Origin of the sequence: Paenibacillus xylanexedens (assembly GCF_001908275.1) — a bacterium.
Taxonomy (GTDB): Bacteria; Bacillota; Bacilli; order Paenibacillales; family Paenibacillaceae; genus Paenibacillus; species Paenibacillus xylanexedens_A.
Map to the genome: position 1 here is coordinate 3,603,038 of NZ_CP018620.1, position 18,723 is coordinate 3,621,760.

16 protein-coding genes are annotated in these 18,723 nt (G+C 45.1%); 14 read left to right on the forward strand and 2 right to left on the reverse strand.

The features are described 5' to 3' along the window. Positions 1 to 43: 43 nt before the first annotated feature. Complete coding sequence (locus BS614_RS16255; protein WP_074094722.1) at positions 44 to 565, reverse strand: zinc metalloprotease; 522 nt, start codon at positions 563 to 565, stop codon at positions 44 to 46. Between the two features lie 228 nt (positions 566 to 793). Here BS614_RS16255 and BS614_RS16260 point away from each other — a divergent pair, with 228 nt between their 5' ends. From BS614_RS16260 to BS614_RS16280, 5 genes are all read left to right on the forward strand, one after another. Next, on the forward strand, positions 794 to 1,471 hold the full coding sequence (locus BS614_RS16260; protein WP_036608866.1) for an SOS response-associated peptidase: 678 nt from the start codon (positions 794 to 796) through the stop codon (positions 1,469 to 1,471). A 187-nt stretch (positions 1,472 to 1,658) separates the two neighbouring features. Beyond that, positions 1,659 to 2,789 carry an NADH-dependent flavin oxidoreductase gene (locus BS614_RS16265; RefSeq protein WP_074094723.1) on the forward strand — a complete coding sequence of 377 codons (1,131 nt, stop codon included), beginning with the start codon at positions 1,659 to 1,661 and terminating at the stop codon, positions 2,787 to 2,789. A 137-nt stretch (positions 2,790 to 2,926) separates the two neighbouring features. Further along, complete coding sequence (locus BS614_RS16270; protein WP_036608860.1) at positions 2,927 to 3,694, forward strand: DeoR/GlpR family DNA-binding transcription regulator; 768 nt, start codon at positions 2,927 to 2,929, stop codon at positions 3,692 to 3,694. A gap of 20 nt (positions 3,695 to 3,714) precedes the next feature. Continuing rightward, positions 3,715 to 4,173 carry an OsmC family protein gene (locus BS614_RS16275; protein WP_074094724.1) on the forward strand — a complete coding sequence of 153 codons (459 nt, stop codon included), beginning with the start codon at positions 3,715 to 3,717 and terminating at the stop codon, positions 4,171 to 4,173. 58 nt (positions 4,174 to 4,231) lie between these two features. Further along, positions 4,232 to 4,822, forward strand: coding sequence for a DUF2062 domain-containing protein (locus BS614_RS16280; RefSeq protein WP_074094725.1), 591 nt, complete (start codon positions 4,232 to 4,234; stop codon positions 4,820 to 4,822). Here the strand turns inward: BS614_RS16280 and BS614_RS16285 are convergent. Further along, the gene (locus BS614_RS16285) at positions 4,800 to 5,729 is read right to left on the reverse strand and encodes an AEC family transporter (protein ID WP_062833986.1); all 930 of its coding nucleotides are present in this window, start codon (positions 5,727 to 5,729) and stop codon (positions 4,800 to 4,802) included. The genes BS614_RS16280 and BS614_RS16285 overlap by 23 nt on opposite strands. Before the next feature lie 214 nt (positions 5,730 to 5,943). On the opposite strand from BS614_RS16285, the gene BS614_RS16290 reads away from it, so the two are divergent. From BS614_RS16290 to BS614_RS16330, 9 genes are all read left to right on the forward strand, one after another. After that, the gene (locus BS614_RS16290) at positions 5,944 to 7,026 is read left to right on the forward strand and encodes a lactonase family protein (RefSeq protein ID WP_074094726.1); all 1,083 of its coding nucleotides are present in this window, start codon (positions 5,944 to 5,946) and stop codon (positions 7,024 to 7,026) included. A 567-nt stretch (positions 7,027 to 7,593) separates the two neighbouring features. Next, positions 7,594 to 11,142, forward strand: coding sequence for an S-layer homology domain-containing protein (locus BS614_RS16295; RefSeq protein ID WP_074094727.1), 3,549 nt, complete (start codon positions 7,594 to 7,596; stop codon positions 11,140 to 11,142). Positions 11,143 to 11,514: 372 nt separating this feature from the next. After that, entirely contained in the window at positions 11,515 to 12,147 is a 633-nt protein-coding gene (gene hxlA / locus BS614_RS16300; RefSeq protein ID WP_036670570.1) for a 3-hexulose-6-phosphate synthase, read from the forward strand. 4 nt (positions 12,148 to 12,151) lie between these two features. Continuing rightward, positions 12,152 to 12,715 carry a 6-phospho-3-hexuloisomerase gene (gene hxlB, locus BS614_RS16305; protein WP_074094728.1) on the forward strand — a complete coding sequence of 188 codons (564 nt, stop codon included), beginning with the start codon at positions 12,152 to 12,154 and terminating at the stop codon, positions 12,713 to 12,715. 267 nt (positions 12,716 to 12,982) lie between these two features. Continuing rightward, a complete protein-coding gene (locus tag BS614_RS16310) occupies positions 12,983 to 13,342 on the forward strand; it encodes a winged helix-turn-helix transcriptional regulator (protein WP_036608849.1) in 360 nt (119 codons plus the stop codon). Positions 13,343 to 13,662: 320 nt separating this feature from the next. After that, positions 13,663 to 15,465, forward strand: coding sequence for an oligoendopeptidase F (gene pepF, locus BS614_RS16315; RefSeq protein ID WP_074094729.1), 1,803 nt, complete (start codon positions 13,663 to 13,665; stop codon positions 15,463 to 15,465). Positions 15,466 to 15,575: 110 nt separating this feature from the next. Next, entirely contained in the window at positions 15,576 to 16,091 is a 516-nt protein-coding gene (locus tag BS614_RS16320; protein ID WP_244898143.1) for a DUF2500 domain-containing protein, read from the forward strand. A gap of 235 nt (positions 16,092 to 16,326) precedes the next feature. Then, positions 16,327 to 17,820, forward strand: a complete 1,494-nt coding sequence (locus BS614_RS16325) for a rhamnulokinase (protein ID WP_074094730.1) — start codon at positions 16,327 to 16,329, stop codon at positions 17,818 to 17,820. 1 nt (position 17,821) lies between these two features. Further along, positions 17,822 to 18,583 (forward strand): DeoR/GlpR family DNA-binding transcription regulator, encoded by a 762-nt coding sequence (locus BS614_RS16330; RefSeq protein WP_074094731.1) that lies wholly within the window; start codon positions 17,822 to 17,824, stop codon positions 18,581 to 18,583. Positions 18,584 to 18,723 lie beyond the last annotated feature (140 nt).

The window sequence follows — 18,723 nt, forward strand, 5'->3', positions numbered from 1 at the left end:
GACAGGAATCCTCCTTGGATTTTTGGGATAAGTTCGTAGCGGATTAGTACTTGGATTTTACGTTATTGATATCAAAAGTTTGAGGTTGGGTCATGGAATTGCGGTTACGGGAGTAAGACATAATGGAAGGACTGCTTGTTGTTGGGTTGTCACCGAGCCAGATGGAGTGTCCGAGTTCGTGGACAAATACGCTTTGAATGAAGTTGGATAAGTTGGTCGCGTCAGGGGTGATTGTGGATGCATTGAGTTCGATGCGGAAGCTTACAACTTGACTGCCGGAGACGGAGGCGTAGTTGACACCATATGCTGTATTATTGAAGTTTCCTGCGGTGATGGTGTTTGGGGAGTTATTTGTTTTGGTGAATTTAACTTTGGCACCTGCATTGTTCCAGTTGGTAAGGGATGCGTCCATGGGAGTCTGCCATGCGGCGGCGTAATTATACGTACGAATGGGGATGGTGGTGCTAGGGTAACCGTAGGTTAGAAAGGTTGCAGCATAGATAGTACTGCCAAACATCGCAATCGCTGAGAACAACATGATGCTCATCAAAAACTTCCTTTTCATACTTAAAACCTCCAATAAATGTATTTTATTCTCTATTATAGTAACAAGTAATATTGGAGTTGAAATGAGTCCGAGGTCGTTGTTTTTGTCGTGAAAAACATGAAATATACCTTGATCAGACCCTAATGGTGTCAAAATAAGTCATTTTCTGTTCAATGTTCATGAATAATTTCCCTAAAATTACAAACAATACGTTCAACTTCTCATAGGGAAAGGTAGTGCTTGAACATGTGCAACCGTTTTTCATTGGCAGCCGATTTAGACGATGTCAGAGATCATTTCAAGATTCAGCGAGTGATGTATTATTACAAAAACCGATACAATATCAGCCCAACCCAGCATACGCCGATTATTTTGCATCAGGATGGTGAGCGTGTATTGGATGAGTTCCGGTGGGGGTTCATTCCATTCTGGGGTCGCGATGCCGTTAACGCAAATCTTATGACAGTGCATGAGAATCCTTCCTATTACAAACTGGTAGAGACCAAGCGCTGCGTTATTCCCTGCAATGGATTATATTACTGGCGGCAAGAGGGCAAAAAAAGTTATGCGGTTCGTGTTGTTATGCCGGATCGTGGCCTGTTTGGGATTGCTGGGTTATATGAGGTGTGGAGAGATACACGGAAAGAGCCGCTTCGTACCTGCACGATGCTTATGACAGGCGCAAATATGGTTACACGCGAGTTTGGCAGTAAAATGCCAGCGATCCTTTCCGAAGAAGAGATCAACACCTGGCTTGACCCGGCTAATACACGGGTGACTCAGTTGTTACCGCTATTGAAATCGTATAACAGTACAGAGATGAATCTGTATCCAGTCACCCCAATGGTCGCTAACGATGAACACGACTGTTACGAATGCGTAGAAGAGATGGATCAGAAGCTGGCTTACGTTCGGAGTTTCTGAGTATCTTTTGGATGATGTGAAGAAAATGAAGAGGGCTGAGAGTCTGGAGACACTCTGCTCTTTTTTTCCTTTCTGAAAATGAAAAGTTGCAATTGCAGTGAAACGTAACTATAATCATTACAGTAAGTGAACGCATATATTCATATATCTATTAAAAGAGATATTTATAATCAGGAGGGAACCACGAATGAATCCAAAGTTTAACCAGATGTTTGAACAAGTTTCACTACCGACTGGCATTACATTGAAAAACCGTATCGTGCTCGCTCCCATGACTCATATGTCCTCGAATGCTGATGGTACGATATCCGACGCTGAACTTGCTTATTATGCACGTCGCACCGGTGGTGCGGGCATGTCAATTACGGCTGTAGGGCATGTAACAGAGACAGGCATTGGTTTCCCGGCTCAATTTGGCGTATATGACGACCGCTTCATTCCTGGTCTGAAAAAACTGGCTGATACCATGAAACAACAGGGCTCCGTAGCCGTATTGCAAATTTTCCATGCGGGCCGTCTGACTCCTGAACAAGCTGTACCTGCGGGTCAAGTGGTTGCTCCTAGTGCGGTTGCAAGTGAGCGTCCAGGATCTCCTGAACCAAGAGAATTGACAGATGCCGAGATTACTTCGATTATCAAAGACTTTGGTGAAGCGACACGTCGTGCAATTGAAGCTGGCTTTGATGGTGTTGAGATTCACGGTGCTAATGGTTATCTGATCCAGCAATTCTTCTCCCCGCATTCCAACCGACGTGAAGACCGTTGGGGCGGAAGTGTAGAGAAACGTCTGACATTCCCGCTTGCTGTAGTAGATGAGGTTCAGAAAGTGGCTGCCGAACATACCAAACTGCCGTTCATCATTGGTTACCGTTTCTCCCCGGAAGAACCGGAAACACCGGGACTCACAATGGAAGATACGTATGCACTGGTGGATGCGCTTAAAGATAAAAACTTGGATTACCTTCATGTCTCTGTGAACGAGTTCTGGTCCAAGCCAAGACGTGGCGAAGCAGACACGCGTTCGAGAATGGAATTCATCCTGGATCGTGTGAACGGCAAATTGCCTGTGATCGGCGTAGGTTCAATTCATACGGCAGATCAGGCCGCTGAGGCGCTTCAAACAGGAGTACCTCTGCTTGCCATTGGACGTGAGCTGATTATTGAACCAGATTGGGTTGAGAAAATTGAGAGTGGACGGGAAGAAGATATTGAGACGATTCTGACCAAATCGGATCAGGAACGTCTGGTTATCCCTGACGGATTGTGGAATGCAATCATCCACACGCCAGGCTGGTTCCCTATGGCAGAAGATAAATAACATACACTTCAGAACTGGAATGGAGGGGGCGAAAGCTCCCTCTTTTTGCACATGGTCCAGATTCTTCTTGTCATCGCTCTGTGGTATGATGGATGAACAGGATCAACTGGATAATCAACGGTTTGGAGTGAAGGAATATGCTCGTAGCTGAACGGTATGAGAAAATAGTGGAATGGGTGGATACGCAAGGCAGCATGCGTGTGACCGAACTTAGTGAGCGCTGCGGGGTGACGGAAGAAACGATTCGTCGTGATCTGGACAAGCTCGAACAGGCGGGCAGGCTCAGACGGTCCCATGGCGGGGCGGTCAGCGTAAAATACAAGGATGAGTTACAGTCGGAGATTCCGTATCCGGAACGGGCTGTAGCCCACGCCGAAGAGAAGCGCAGAATTGCAAGCGAAGCGGTGAAAATGGTGGAATCCGGCGACCGGATCGCCTTGGATGCAAGTACAACGGCGTGGTATATGGCGGCAGGATTGCCGAACATTCCACTGACGGTATTAACCAACTCGATTAAGGTCGCCGCTGAGCTGAGTAACAAAGAGCAGATTCGTGTGATTGCCACAGGTGGGCAATTGGCTTCGAAATCACTGTCTTTTGTAGGACCGCTGGCCGAACGTTCGCTGGATGCTTATCATGTGGACAAAGTGTTTCTGTCTTGCAAAGGAGTACATCTGACCAAAGGCATCAGTGAATCCAATGAATTACAGGCCTTGGTGAAGCAGAAAATGATCCATATTGCAGATGAGGTCATTCTACTTGCAGATTCCAGCAAATTTAACATACAGGCGTTTACCAGAGTTGCTGAGATGAGCAGTGTGGGCAAAGTGATTACAGATCAGGGCGTAGATGAAGAGCACGTTAGCGCATTGATTGAGCAGAATATTACGTGTATACGTGTGTAAACAAGAAGGGAATGAATGTCATGAAACATCCTTTTCATCTGAAAGCGGTATGGAATGGTGGGCGTAACAGTGAGGGAACAATCGATGCAGGTGGGTTAAAAACGGTCATATCGATTCCGCAGGAGATGGGCGGACCCGGTACGGGAACTAACCCGGACGAGATGCTGCTGGGTGCAGCCTCCACTTGTTACCTGATCACGCTGGCAGCGATGCTGGAGCGTTCGGATATTACGCCGGATGAATTGACGCTTGAATCGGAAGCAACGGTAGATGTTACAAATAACGTATTTACGTACGAACGGATCGTACATAGACCCCGGATTGTGCTCAGCGCAGATGCCTCTGAGGCGGATCTGACCAAGGCTGAGCGCCTGGCGCATAAGGCTGAATCCTCCTGTATGATCTCCCGAGCGGTGGCAGGTAATGTCCAGATGGAGACACAGCCGGTCGTTGTTACTACAGGTGCTAACGCGGTGTGATATACTGAAGAATAGACGATTCAAGTTGTCATTTGTGTAAAATAAGGAGTAATTCGGTATGAACACACAGAAGCGCAAGACTAACCGCTGGGTACGTTTAACACGTGTTATGAAGCTGAATTTTCTCAAATTGTTACGTGCTCCCGGAGGTGCCCATAAAGTATCTACCGGATTTGCCATAGGGTTTGGACTGGAACTGATCGTGATCTCGACGGCTTCCCTGATCTATCTCGTATTTTATCCGATTGTGCGACTGTCTGGGGGTTCGGTGCCAGCAGCCATTGTTGGTAATGTGATCGGGAAACTTACGTTTTTACCTATTATCCTGATGCCGCTCGCGAAACAAATTGGCTCATGGATATTGCCTGCTCACAGCATGGGACAGGGACCGGTACATGAGAGTGCATTCATGGAGCTGTTTCGCGGGAACTGGTCGGCCGTGAGTGAATTGTTGCTTGGTGGACTGGATATTCTGGCAGGCATGTCCGTATTTGGTGTTATTCTGGGTGTGATTTCGTACTTTGTCGTGAAATTCTTCTACGTCAGAGCGCTCAACCGGCGTTATGAACGCCGGCTGGAGAAACGCCGACAAGCGGATATCGCTTCGGTATCACCTCCGGTATTAATCAGGAAGCCATCACAATCATAATGGGCAGCATCAACATGGATGCAGCGGTGGTCCACAGAATACAGCGAGATACAAACTGCGGAGAAGCATTGAACTGTTCAGCCAAAATAACGGCGTTCACTGCGGTCGGCATCGATGCGAGGATCAGCAGCACACTGAACAACGTACCTTCGACCTGAAGAGCGGTCAGTATCAGCCAGGACAAGATTGGCGCAGCTGCGAGACGGACCACAAGTCCGGTCCAGAAGGCTCGGCGTACATTGGGCAGCCAAGGTGCCGTTGCACCTTTAGGTCTGAGCATCTGTGCTCCCAGAATGGCGAGAACGACAGGCGAGTAGCCCGCAGCCAGCATGGAGATGCCTCCATCGAGTGCGTCAGGCAGGCTCAGATTGGACGCACGCAGCGCAATGGCGATGCCAGCAGCATAGATGGATGGCATGCGGAAAACGGATAGGATCGCATCTTTCACCGTGAATTCGGATCGCGCGGCAAAAAAGATACCTACCGTATTAACAATGATCATCTGTCCAATGACGTAGACCGAAGCCTTGTCCAGTCCAAGCTGACCAAAGGCGAGCAGTACAAGCGGGAGCCCGTAATTCACGCAGTTCGTAAACGTGGAGACGAGGGTGAGACCCGCTTTTTCGCTTGCACCCAGACGGAAAACCCGGCTTAATAGCTCGGCGAGGGCCCACAGAGCAATCAGATTAATAATAGAGAACCAGAACGTGCTGGTGACGTCCGTCCAGGTAATCTCTGCATGCAGCAATGTATTGAAGATGAGCGCAGGGCTCAAAATATAAAGGGAAAAGGTCGAGAGCGACCGGGTATCCCAATTCTTAAAGCGTTTTAACAGAATACCCCCAATCACGGGAAGTGATATCGGCAAGAACACATGGTATAACGTGAGTAAAAATGAGTGAAGCAATACAATTCAGTCCCTTCTGGATGAAAAACCTATCTTATCATAGCAGAAGATGCATCTCATATGAATGGATTTCAGTATGATGATGTGTAGTAATCGCCTTGCTTAACTAAGGATTTCCCTGATGGGTAGCGACAGCGGATTGCTATTTTGATATTGCAGATTTATTATAGAAGAGGTGCAACAAGATTACATACACATAGAGGAGGAAACTGTAATGAGTGAATCAAAACGCTTGCTCGTACTTGCCGGCTCTTACGCCGAAGCGGAAAATGAGGGCATTTATGCATATGAATTGAATGAGGATACAGGCAGCTTGTCCAAGCTTGACGGCATCGCGGGTGTGAAAAACCCAACGTTTGTCAACGTGGATGCTGAAGGTAACAAACTGTATGCGATTGGTGAAACAGCGTCAGCTGAAGGCAATAAAATGTCTGAAGCTGTAGCTCTGAGCATTGATCCTTCTACAGGAAAATTAACGTTGCTGAACCGGAATAACTCCATTTCAGCTCCACCATGTCATATCCAGCGTGATCCTTCCGGTAAATACTTGATCCTGTCCAGCTACCACGGTGGCCTGGTAGGTCTGCAAGCCTTGACGGAAAACGGTGAAGTTGGAGCGCTTTTGGACGAGAAGAAACATAAAGGACAAGGTGCGCATCCTGAACGTCAGGACAAGCCACATGTTCACTCCGCATTCTTCAGCCCGGATGGTAAATACATGATGGTACAGGATCTGGGCGCAGATAACATCGCGATCTATTCCATTGATGCAGACAAAAATGAACTTGTGCTACACAGTGAAACCAAAACACATCCGGGAGCAGGCCCACGTCACTTGGCGTTCCACCCGAATGGTCAATTCGCTTATGTCATCAATGAAGTGGATTCTTCCATTACTTCGTTCCAATATGATGAAGCAGCGGGCACGTTGACTGAATTGTCTACAGTATCCACACTACCTGATGGATATGATGGCAAAGAGAATACAACAGCAGAAATCACAGTTTCCAATGATGGACGTTATGTATATGGTTCTAACCGTGGACATGACAGCATCGTTGTATTTGCAGTAGATGCAGACAAAGGTCACCTGACACTGGTTGAGCATGTATCTGCAGAAGGTGAGCATCCGCGTCACTTTGCGCTGACACCTAACGGCAAATTGCTGATCGCAGCTAACCGCGATACGAACAACCTCGTGACATTCACGGTAGATCAGGAGAGCGGACGTCTGAAATACACAGGTCACAGCACAGGTGTATCCAAGCCGGTATGCGTGAAACCTGTATATCTGTAATTCAGTCATTTCAACCTAAGTTGAAATTAGCGAAGAGTGAGACCTAGTCGTATGGCTAGGTCTTTTGATATTTAGGATAAATAAAATTATGAATTTGATCCCATTATTATTTTGATACCTAACTTACATACTTAATTAGTAACTATAAAATTAGAGGGACACTATCCCTCCTAACATTTCCAATTCCGCTACTTACTAAATCGGCATACGGATGTGAGTCTTTATTTACTCCAGGTGGTATAGTTTTTGTTTTTGAGAATTAAACATTCACTTAACTTTAAAATGTGAAGAAAAAGTATAAGGGAAAAATTATGTTGTTTGAGATTACATTACACCTTATGATTAATAGGACTTTTAATTCATTAAGTGACATATAGAGTAGGTTCAAAGACTCATTTAAGGAGGCGCATAATTTAATTTAATTGAGTGGAAGTAATTATTATACATATAAAATAGGTTTAGAAAGGGGGAGCAAGCGTTGCTGGAAGTGTTAGGTTGAGGTTAATAAAAGTTAATCTGCAATATTTTTAAAGGCGAATTATTGTGATATGGGGAGGCTAAATTAAGTTGAGAAAGTTATTAAGTTTGGTTTTAACTATAAGCTTGGTTTGTAGCAGTATAGTAATTTGGGGTGAAAATAGTGTAGAAGCGTTCGCCCAATCAGATTTGGCTTCGAAGAATAAACCTTTAAATACTTTGTTTAAATCAACACAGCCCTTTACAGGAACTGTAACAAGCGTTCAATTACCTAAAGAAATATTGGCTTTGAACAATGTTCTTACAGCACAAATGCCATTAGAGAAACCAGCAAATATCTTGGTCGATGCAGGAGAAGATAGCATTAGTTTATCGTGGGATGAAGTTCCTAGAGCGGACAAATATTACGTAACGATAGATGAAGTCACTGTTTATGAAGGTACAAATACTACATACACTCAATACAATCTGACACCAGCGACTGTCTATAATATTTCTGTTATAGCGGAGTCAGAAAATATTAAAGGGAGACATGGAACAATTATCGCTTCGACTAAAGCTGTCTCAATTTACAATTCATCCTATAAAGCATCTGGCGATCTGGGAGCTACTAGTGGTTTTGATTATTTAAAATGGAGTCTTTTAAACAGTACTAAGATTATGATGTTCTATAAGCTAAAGATTCCCCTTAACATCTCGGGTACTGTGTATGTGAATGATAACTTTAGCAATTATTTGAGTAGTGCGTCTGATTCATATGTTTTTCTCGAGAACCTTAGGCCTGGAGAAGCAAACCATATTAGAGTGGAATGGGAGAATTGGAAAGATGCAACTATGAATGGATCGTTAGAATTTATTGTAACTCCTCCTGCTAGTAAGTCTTTGACTCTCGGTAATATAAAAGCTAGTTATGGAGATGTAATAGATTTATTTTCTGAAAAGTGGTATGTCGTTGATAACAATATGGTTATATCAACGAATTCTACTTCTAGTTACATTGATGTACCTAGTGAACAAGCAAAGTGGAGAGTAGATTTAAAATCAACAGATAGTAATAGTTTAGGGAATACCCTAAGGATATTAAAAAAATCATCGGAAGATCAATTGACAACAGGAATTGCATTTATGCCTCATACTTGGAAAGTCAATACATTTAACGAAGGTAAGTTTGCTTATCAGTACAGTTCAGTGATGGGTGTTATTGGTAAAGAGGATTTAGAAGATTTTCGAGGTATGTTATTGTACTCAGATTTACCTACAGACTATGGAGCGACTGTAAACAGTCTTGCATTCATTAATCCAAACACACTAGAAGATATCAGTAAACCGTCTGGTAATCAAGGTTCGGCATATACAGGGGATACAAGGAAAGAAAATGCTCCACCTAGTCGTCAAATAAGCCCTACCTCTGCTGAAAAGATTCAAAATTTCAAATTTAAAGGATATTTGCAACCCAATGCCATTGTAAGGGGCAACGGTACAAAGGCCAATCCATATTATGTAGTATCATTGCCAATGGTTTTGGATGAGCTTCAAAAACCCAATGATCCTATCGTAAGAGATCGTAAGGCAGGACAAGTAAGGATAAGTTGGGATCTTACTAGGGCAGCACAAATTTACAAGATCTTTAGAGATGGTATAGAGATTGCGCAGGTCTCAGCAAAAGGGATCACTGAATATACGGATAAGGATACTGTAGCCGGGAGGACTTATAGTTATTATCTCATCGCCTCCGATGGTAGTAAGGATAGTAATCTTTCAGGGGTTGTCAGCGTGAGTGTTTCGGATGGGTCCCCTGTTGAGAACCCTGGGCCAGAGGTTGTGGAAAAGCCCTTGAATTTCAAGGTGAACTCCGTAGAAATAGATGCTATAACCCTTTCCTGGAACGCAGTGCTTGGTGCAGAGCGATATACGCTGAGGAGAGGAAACCTCATTATTTATGAAGGAGAAAAACTTTCGTTTAAGGACAATGAGCTTTTTTCCAATACTATCTTTAACTATTCTATTGTAGCTAGTAAAGGTTATGTGAATAGTGATCGGGCTCTAATTTCTGGAAAAACACGGGCTAATTTAACTTACCCGCCTAACTTGAAAGTAGAGGATCTGAAATACAACAATGTTAATTTAACTTGGGATTCAGTAAAAGACGCACATTACTATGTGCTGACTAGGAACAATGAACCAATTACAGAAACAACATCTACATGGTTCAGTGATCTAAGCGTAATCCCTGGTGAGACATATATGTATAAGTTAGTTGCCATCAATGGTGATGAGCGAAGCACAGCAACAGAGACAACAATTACCGTGCCAATTGAGCCCCGTGTCGGCGAGGCACCACAGGGTAACATTACTCTTAAAACCACTCGTGTATACCATGACAAAGTGGACTTACAATGGAACATTGTGCAAGGAGCTACATCTTATGAGGTCTACCAAGATAGTACGAGAAAAATTTGGTCAGGCACTATAAATAAGATGACAGATTATCAAGTGGGTCCACGAGAAGATCACACTTATAAAGTAGTAGCTGTCAATGACTATGGTCGTATTGAATCTAACATAGCGCAGGTATTAACATCCGATCTGCCTACGTTGATAATCATCACGCCAAGTCAACCTTTACAAGGAGCAGTTACGTTTGAGTATCAAGCAGTAGAGGGGGCTGTTCATTATGTTGAGCGTAATCCTCAAACAAAGTACCAGCCACTTGGTAACGGTACATACCGAAAAACATATTACAATTCGGCTACAGGAGAAACTCGTGACGAAGGCATTGTGACAACTGTAAACGGAAAGTTACAATTTACTGAAATCGGTGTTAGTCCAAATATGAATTATCGTTATGATGTAATTGCAGTTGTGGTGAGAGCAGATGGTACGGAACAGGTAATTGCTAAAGATTCGTTGGAAGTAACAACACCATTAGATGGAAGTGGTGCCACCATTCCTGATCCGTATATAGCTCCTTGGAGTGGAGGTGTGATAACACCTTATACTGGAAGCAACAATGGAACGAATAGTTCACCAAGTGTAAGTGTTCCAGGGACTACAACAGTGGTCGACCCTAACGTTGTAGAACCTCAAGAGGAATTAATGTCGAAATTTTCAGATATTCAAAAAAGTTATGCTAAAGAAGCCATTATAAAACTTTCGAATAACAGGGTAGTCAATGGCTATGCTGATGGCACTTTCAAGGGAAATAAAAAAGTAACAAGAGCGGAGTTTGCGATTTTTTTGAATCGTGCTCTGGGTTACAACTTGTCAAGTCCTCTGGATGGAACTTTGAAGGATTTAGATCCAAAAGCTTGGTATGCTGCAGAACTTTATTCTGCATTCCAGCATGGAATCATAAAAGGATTTGATGGTGGATTTCTTCATCCAACAGCGTATGTGACCCGAGAACAGGCGGCAAGTATGCTTTCAAATGTGTTGTTGAACAAAGGTGCTGTAGTATCCTCCTATACTCCATACCAAGATAATAATGAGGTTTCTCTGTGGGCATGGACTGGTGTGGATTTGGTATCTCAAGAATCGATTATGAAAGGATATCCTAATCAAAAGTTTATGCCGAAGAGAGATCTAACTCGGGAAGAAGCAGCAATGATTATTTATAATTTAACCCAATGGAATAAATAGTCTTATAGCAGAGACAAAAAACAATTTAATTTAGGTCACTTTGCGTATAATAAACTAGTGATGTTCTCGAATGAAACCGTTAATCCGTAAAAAGGATAACGGTTTTTTCTTTGAGAAGGGCTTCGTGTGGCTAAAAAAAGAAATTAATTCAATTATATTCACCTAACAACGAACAATTATCAATAGTATCGCCCAAGTAACTACCCCACTTCAAAGTGCGTACTTCCTGAATGGATAGTCAGGGTCTACAATGAGTGAGTAGCCAAAACAAACACTGCATGCATCTGAACAGACCAATTGGTGCAGGCTAAATATCTGATTATTATTTTTACAGGAACAAATCATACTTGAACAACAAAGGAGAAATAAATGATGAAATTGCAATTGGCGCTTGACTTGGTAAATATCCCTGAAGGTATCGCACTGGTTAAAGAGGTTGAACAATATATTGATATCGTTGAGATTGGTACTCCAATCGTTATTAATGAAGGTTTGCACGCGGTAAAAGCAATGAAAGAAGCATTCCCTAATCTGCAAGTTCTTGCAGACCTTAAAATCATGGATGCTGGTGGTTATGAAATCATGAAAGCAGCTGAAGCTGGTGCGGATCTAATCACTGTGCTTGGGGCAACCAATGACAGTACGATCAAAGGTGCAGTAGCAGAAGCGAAGAAACAAAACAAACAAGTTCTTGTGGACATGATCAACGTGCCTAACCTTGAACAACGTGCTCGTGAAATTGATGCGCTTGGCGTAGATTATATCTGTGTACACACAGGTTATGACCTGCAAGCTGAAGGACAAAGCCCGTTCGAAGATCTGCAAACGATCAAAGCTGCTGTGAAAAACGCTAAAACGGCTGTTGCTGGTGGAATCAAGCTGGAAACATTACCAGAAGTGATCAAAGCACAACCGGATCTGGTTATTGTGGGTGGCGGTATCACAGGACAAGCAGACAAAGCGGCAGTTGCAGCTGAAATGCAACGTCTCGTTAAACAAGGGTAAGCAGATGAGCAAAACACAGTACGCAGCTGACATCTTGAAGGAGCTGGAACGTACGTTAAGCCAGATCGACGATGCAGAGATGCAAGCGATGGCTGAGCACATTCTGGCTGCGGAACAGATTTTTGTAGCAGGAGCAGGCCGGTCAGGACTTATGGGAAAGGCTTTTGCCATGAGACTGATGCAGATGGGGCTTCGTGTATATGTGGTGGGCGAGACCGTAACACCTGGGATCAGCTCGAAGGATTTCCTCTTGCTGTGCTCTGGCTCAGGAGAGACAGGCAGTCTGGTAGCCATGGCTCAAAAGGCTAGTCAAGCTGGTGCACCTGTTGGTCTCATTACGATTAAGCCAGAGTCCACGATTGGACAATTGGCAACTACGGTAGTGAGTCTTCCGGCTTCAGCCAAAGAGGATACAGCAACTTCCGGAGCCGCAGTAACCATTCAGCCGATGGGCTCGTTGTTCGAACAAGGACTGTTAATCGGCATGGATGCTCTCATCCTTACGATGATGGAAATGAAGGGTATGACCGGAGCGGATATGTTTGGCCGCCACGCGAACCTGGAATAGTGAATAGATGAAAGACCGGAATCCTTTGATTGTAAAGGGTTCTGGTCTTTTCTGCGATGCACAGTCATTTATGTGTATAGGTTTTATTCGTAATTTTCACTTAAACTTTGCATCCCGACCAGGCTGTAGTAGAATTAATAGATAGCTGTATCGAATGAATGTACTTATTACATCATGCATGGAGCGGAAAGCTTACTTCGTGTGAAGTGTCCCCGTGATATGCGTAGTATACGCGATATAAGATTGAAGATGAGGGGGCTCGGAGCCATGGCATCCGAAGTGAAGGAACGGATTAATCTGAAAGAAATCAACTGTGAGAAGGAACTGACCCTTGCGGTGATTGGTGGCAAATGGAAACTGATTATTTTGTGGCACTTGGGTCTGGAAGGCACCAAACGTTTCAGTGAACTGAAACGCCTAATCCCTCATATTACCCAGAAGATGCTGACCAACCAGCTTCGTGAGCTGGAGGAAGACAAACTGATTGAGCGCAAGGTATATGCAGAGGTACCTCCTCGGGTGGAGTATACGTTGACAGATCACGGTCAAAGCCTGATGCCCGTCCTGCATGCGATGTATAACTGGGGTAAAAACTATGGCGAAAATGTAATCTGGAAAGAAAGCTAAATAAGTTATATTCAGAATGACCGCTAGGTAAATGGATACTTCCATAAACCAGCGGTTTTTTAGTTACTTTTAAATTTTGGACAGTGGATCAATAGTTTACTCCAAACGCAGCGGGCAGAAATAGACTTAAGAAGCGAAGCGTTCGCCTTTATCAACGGATTTTCACCTTTAAAAAAGAGAATCAAAAAATCCGGGGATAACAGCGATCGAAAGGCTATTCTGCCAGCGGAGTAATAAGGAGTAATCATTGTCATGTATAGATGAGCAGAATATGATACGATGAGAGATATTGGAAAATGCAAGGAGGATGACAATTAAAGATGGAAAAAATACGTACACGTGCTGAGGTAAACCCAGAAACCACTTGGGATCTGAGAGACTTGTTTGTAACCGATGTAGAGTGGGAGCAGGAGCTTCGATCACTTCCTCAGGCTGCTGCCCAGATCGAAACGTTCAAAGGGCGTCTGGGCGAAGGGACTGAACAATTGCTGGCTTGTCTGGATGCGCGTGAAGCTTTGCAGGAGCGGATCGCCAAGACGGCTTCTTATGCCCGCTTGAAGCAGTCAGAGGACAGCACCAATCCGGTGAATATTGAGAATTCAGCCAAGGCAGGGGATATCCTATCAAATCTGTCGTCGTCCTTGTCTTTTGTCAATTCGGAGATCGTTGATCTGCCGGATGGAACTGTAGAGCGTTATATTCAAGAACTTCCGGGATTGGAGCCGTATGCGCGCAGTTTGGAGCGTTTGATTCGAGAAAAAGCACATCGGCTTACGCCTGAGACCGAGAAGGTACTCGCTTCACTTGGAGAGGTACTGGATTCGCCATACCGTATCTATCTGCGCGGTAAACTGGCAGACATGACGTTTGACGATGCTCTTGATGGAGAGGACAATAATCGTCCACTGTCCTGGTCATTCTATGAAAATAATTATGAGATGTCATCCGATACAAAGCTGCGCCGTTCTGCTTATGCTGCATTCAGCTCGACATTAAATGATTACAAAAATACGTTCGCAGAAGGTTATGCAACCGAAGTGAAGAAACAGGTTGTTTTATCCAGGCTGCGTGGTTACGACGATGTTACAGATATGCTTCTTAGCCCACAGCAAGTGAGCAAAGAGATGTACAATAATATTCTGGATATTATCCAGCAGGAACTCGCACCGCATATGCGCAGACTGGCAGCTCTTAAGAAACGTGAGCTGGGTCTGGACAAGCTAATGTTCTGTGATCTGAAGGCGCCGCTTGATCCTGAATTCAGCCCTGCCATTACATATGATGAGGCGTGCACACTCATTCGAGAAGCACTTGATGTGCTTGGGCCGGAGTACGGCGAGATCGTAGAGCGCGCATTCAGTGATCGCTGGGTGGATTACGCAGATAATGCAGGCAAATCCACAGGGGCATTTTGCTCCTCTATATATGGTTCACACTCCTATATCTTAATTTCATGGGCAAACAATATGCGCGGAGCATTTACACTTGCCCATGAAGTGGGGCATGCAGGCCACTTCATGCTTGCGGGACGTTACCAACGGCTCACGAATACACGGCCATCTCTTTATTTCATTGAGGCACCGTCGACCATGAATGAGATGCTGCTGGCAGATCATTTATTGAAGCGTTCCGATAATCCGAGAATGCGTCGCTGGGTCATTTTGCAACTGTTGAATACGTATTACCATAACTTTGTTACACATCTGCTGGAAGGTGAATTGCAGCGTAGGGTCTATGCATGCGCAACCAATGATGAGCCAATTACGGCGAAGACGTTAAGTCAGCTCAAAGGAGACATCCTTTCCGAATTCTGGGGACCTGATCTGGTAATTGATGAAGGGGCCAAGCTGACGTGGATGAGACAGCCTCATTATTATATGGGACTATATCCGTATACCTATGCAGCAGGTTTGACGGCTTCCACCGCGGCAGCACAGCAGATTCGGGAAGAAGGACAGCCTGCGGTAGATCGCTGGCTTGATGCACTCAAAGCTGGTGGAAGTCTCACCCCACAGGAGTTAATGAAGCTTGCGGGTGTGGATATGTCCGGACCTGAGCCGATTCGCTCTGCGGTTGCTTATGTCGGCAGTCTGGTCGACGAACTTGAACGTCTGTATTCCTGATCTGGTTCATATAGTATACGGACAAGGCAGAACGGGTTGTCTGCATGCACCGCCTTCCTTGCGTGGGGGCGGTGCATCTTATTTTTGCAAGGGGAAAGGAACGATGATGAATGGCGTTAACGAGCGTGTCCTCATCGATGGGCCAATTAAGCGTAGACGGCTTTGGTGTGTTTGACGACATGAATGGAGTACCAGGTTTTGAAGGTAATCAGGGTGGTTTTTTTTCGGGATTTAATGAGTTTGCTACAATGAATGCATTTGCCTCGATTTTCATTGGCGGCATATTTCTCATCATTGCGGGAGTTATTGTTTTTGTTATTATTTCAGGCATACGCTCAGGGATGTCAAATAACGCAGCAGCCTTGTTAACCCTGCATTCAACAGTGGTGGCCAAACGAACGGAAGTCTCAGGTGGAAGCGGCGATAGCAGTGCGACTACCCGGTATTATGTTACATTTGAATTCGACAATGGGGAGCGCACTGAACTAATTGTTGGCGGAAACCATTACGGCATGATGGTGGAAAATGATCGAGGGATGCTGACATATCAGGGGACACGCTTCAAGCATTTTGAGAGAGATGTACAGCCCCAGTCGGGGGTAAGCAAAGGTCAATTTTATACGTAAAAAAAGAAATGCGGCTCCTCCCAGGTGGGAGAGAGTCGTTTTTGCTATGCCCAAAAGAAAGAAAAACCGAAGGGTATTCAAACGCTTACAATGGTGATATACTCGTAAAATAAAGTTAAACAGTATTAAACAAAAACAAACAAACAATAAATACAGAATAAAGTACAGGGTTACGGACTGAATCAAGAGATAGTGTTTGGAAAATAGGGTTGGTTCGAAAGGTTGGTGAAGCGCGGTGAGTGTGCTGGCTTATGATTTGGGCGCTGGGAGCGGGAGAGCGCTACTGGGACATCTGAATGATCGTGGGATCGAAACGAGGGAAATTCATCGGTTCAAGAATGAACCAGTGAAGGTTGGCGAGCGGATGCACTGGGATATTCTGCGATTGCATCATGAATTGTTGCAAGGGCTTACCCTTGTGAAGCAGCAGGGGGAAAATCCGGAGAGTCTGGGGATCGATTCCTGGGGCGTTGATTTTGGTTTGCTTGGCAGTAATGGTGAGTTGCTGGGTAACCCGTATCATTACCGTGATACACAGTTTAACGGCATGATGGATCAGGTACGCCAAGAGCTGAGCTCTCAGCGAATCTTCGAACGTACAGGGATACAGTTTCTTAGCTTTAATACCCTGTATCAATTGGCCACGCTTCAACGCAGCGGTTCCCCGTTACTTCATGAAGCAGAGCGTTTTCTCATGATTCCGGATTTGCTACGTTATTTCCTGACAGGGGAAGCGGTGAATGAGTTCACCAATGCAACCACAACACAATTATACAATCCATCAGCGGGGCAGTGGGATAGTGAGTTGCTGGGGCATATTCGTATTTCGGAGAAACTGTTTGGTGAAGCCGTGCTGCCAAGTACCCGTGTTGGACAATTGCGAAGCAGTATCTGTAATGATCTGGGATTGTCCCCGATTCCCGTGATCGCTGTTGCGGAGCATGATACGGGTTCAGCCGTTGTGGCTGTTCCTGCAACGGAACGTTCATTTGCCTATCTGAGCTGTGGAACCTGGTCCCTGATGGGGACGGAGATAGATCATCCGGCAATTAGTGCAGAGAGTCTGGCTTTGAACTTCACGAATGAAGGCGGGGCGGGCGGAACATTCCGTCTGCTGAAGAACATTATGGGACTATGGATTTTGCAGGAAAGCATGCGGGAGTGGGAGCGCCAGGGGCAGGGAATTAGCTATGATGCGTTATTGGCAAAGGCGGAACAGGCACCCCCATTTGCCAGTTTGTTTGATACGGATGATGAACTGTTCATGCTAGCAGGAGATATGACGACGCGTATACGGCAGTATTGTCGTGATAGAGGGCAAGTGGTACCAGCGGATCAGGGGGCTATTGCCCGGGCAATTCTGGAGAGTCTGGCATTGAAGTATAGAAGAGTTCTGGAATGGACGGAGCAATTGTCGGGTCAGAAGTTCAACGGATTGCATATGGTCGGTGGAGGCATCCAGAACCGCCTGTTATGTCAGTGGACTGCAAATTCCATTGGCAAGCCGGTATGGGCAGGTCCGGCAGAGGGAAGTGCCATCGGGAATATGGCTGTGCAATGGATGGCGAGCGGAGATTTTAAAGATATCTGGGAAGCTCGTAAGGCCATTCGTGATTCATTTCCGGTAACTGTGTATGAGCCGCAGGACGGATCAATCTGGGAAGATGCTTACGGCAGATTTCTGCGTGTGACGGCTTCATCTAATTCACAAGCGGGGAGTGAGGTGTAGCATGCTGGCAGCCGAGCGGTATGACCGGATTGTGGAGATGGTGAATGTAAAGGGCAGTATGCGTGTATCCGAGCTTAGTGAGCGCTGCCGGGTGACGGAGGAAACGATCCGGCGGGATCTGGATCGGCTGGAACAGGCAGGACGACTGCGCCGGTCTCACGGTGGTGCAGTAAGTGTGAAGGAAGATCAACCGGAGATCCCTTACCGGATCAGGGAGACAACCCATGCGGAAGAGAAAAAACGGATTGCACAAGCGGCTCTGGCGATGATTAATCCGGGTGATCGCATTCTGTTGGATGCGAGCACAACGGCAGGTTATATGGCAGCGAACATGCCGGATTTCCCACTGACGGTCTTAACCAACTCGATCCAAATCGCTACTGAACTCAGCAACCGTGACAAGGTTGAGGTCATCTCAACAGGGGGCCAGCTGGCATCGCGCTCGTTATCTTTTGTTGGGCCGCTGGCGGAGCGTTCTTTGGAAACGTATCACGTGGATAAAATGTTTATGTCGTGCAAAGGTGTACATCTCGAAGGTGGAGGAATCAGTGAATCCAATGAACTCCAGGCAAGGCTGAAGCAGAAGATGGTTGGCATATCCGATCAGGTCATCTTACTTGCAGATGCCAGTAAATTTGGTGTCCGTGCTTTTGCCCGAGTATCCGGGTTAAATGCAGTCCATATGATTGTTACCAATCAGCCATTGGAGGCTGAACAGACAGAACGTTTGAGCGGATACGATATAGGGATTATTACAGTTTAAGATTTTAGAATTTACTTATATTAATTGAACTAAACATTTACACGAAACGGAGAGGACAGAAATAACTTGAAGAAGCGAAGCGTGCGCCTTTATCCCCGGATTTTACCCTTTAAAAAGTAAATTAAAAAATCTGGGGATAA

Bases quoted from the DNA above. Each gene is read 5' to 3' on its own strand.
- hxlA (WP_036670570.1), top strand. From the start codon at position 11,515: ATGAAATTGCAATTGGCGCTTGACTTGGTAAATATCCCTGAAGGTATC.
- BS614_RS16255 (WP_074094722.1), bottom strand. From the start codon at position 565: ATGAAAAGGAAGTTTTTGATGAGCATCATGTTGTTCTCAGCGATTGCG.
- BS614_RS16290 (WP_074094726.1), top strand. From the start codon at position 5,944: ATGAGTGAATCAAAACGCTTGCTCGTACTTGCCGGCTCTTACGCCGAA.
- hxlB (WP_074094728.1), top strand. From the start codon at position 12,152: ATGAGCAAAACACAGTACGCAGCTGACATCTTGAAGGAGCTGGAACGT.
- BS614_RS16265 (WP_074094723.1), top strand. From the start codon at position 1,659: ATGAATCCAAAGTTTAACCAGATGTTTGAACAAGTTTCACTACCGACT.
- pepF (WP_074094729.1), top strand. From the start codon at position 13,663: ATGGAAAAAATACGTACACGTGCTGAGGTAAACCCAGAAACCACTTGG.
- BS614_RS16330 (WP_074094731.1), top strand. From the start codon at position 17,822: ATGCTGGCAGCCGAGCGGTATGACCGGATTGTGGAGATGGTGAATGTA.
- BS614_RS16280 (WP_074094725.1), top strand. From the start codon at position 4,232: ATGAACACACAGAAGCGCAAGACTAACCGCTGGGTACGTTTAACACGT.
- BS614_RS16275 (WP_074094724.1), top strand. From the start codon at position 3,715: ATGAAACATCCTTTTCATCTGAAAGCGGTATGGAATGGTGGGCGTAAC.
- BS614_RS16260 (WP_036608866.1), top strand. From the start codon at position 794: ATGTGCAACCGTTTTTCATTGGCAGCCGATTTAGACGATGTCAGAGAT.
- BS614_RS16270 (WP_036608860.1), top strand. From the start codon at position 2,927: ATGCTCGTAGCTGAACGGTATGAGAAAATAGTGGAATGGGTGGATACG.
- BS614_RS16320 (WP_244898143.1), top strand. From the start codon at position 15,576: ATGGCGTTAACGAGCGTGTCCTCATCGATGGGCCAATTAAGCGTAGAC.
- BS614_RS16310 (WP_036608849.1), top strand. From the start codon at position 12,983: ATGGCATCCGAAGTGAAGGAACGGATTAATCTGAAAGAAATCAACTGT.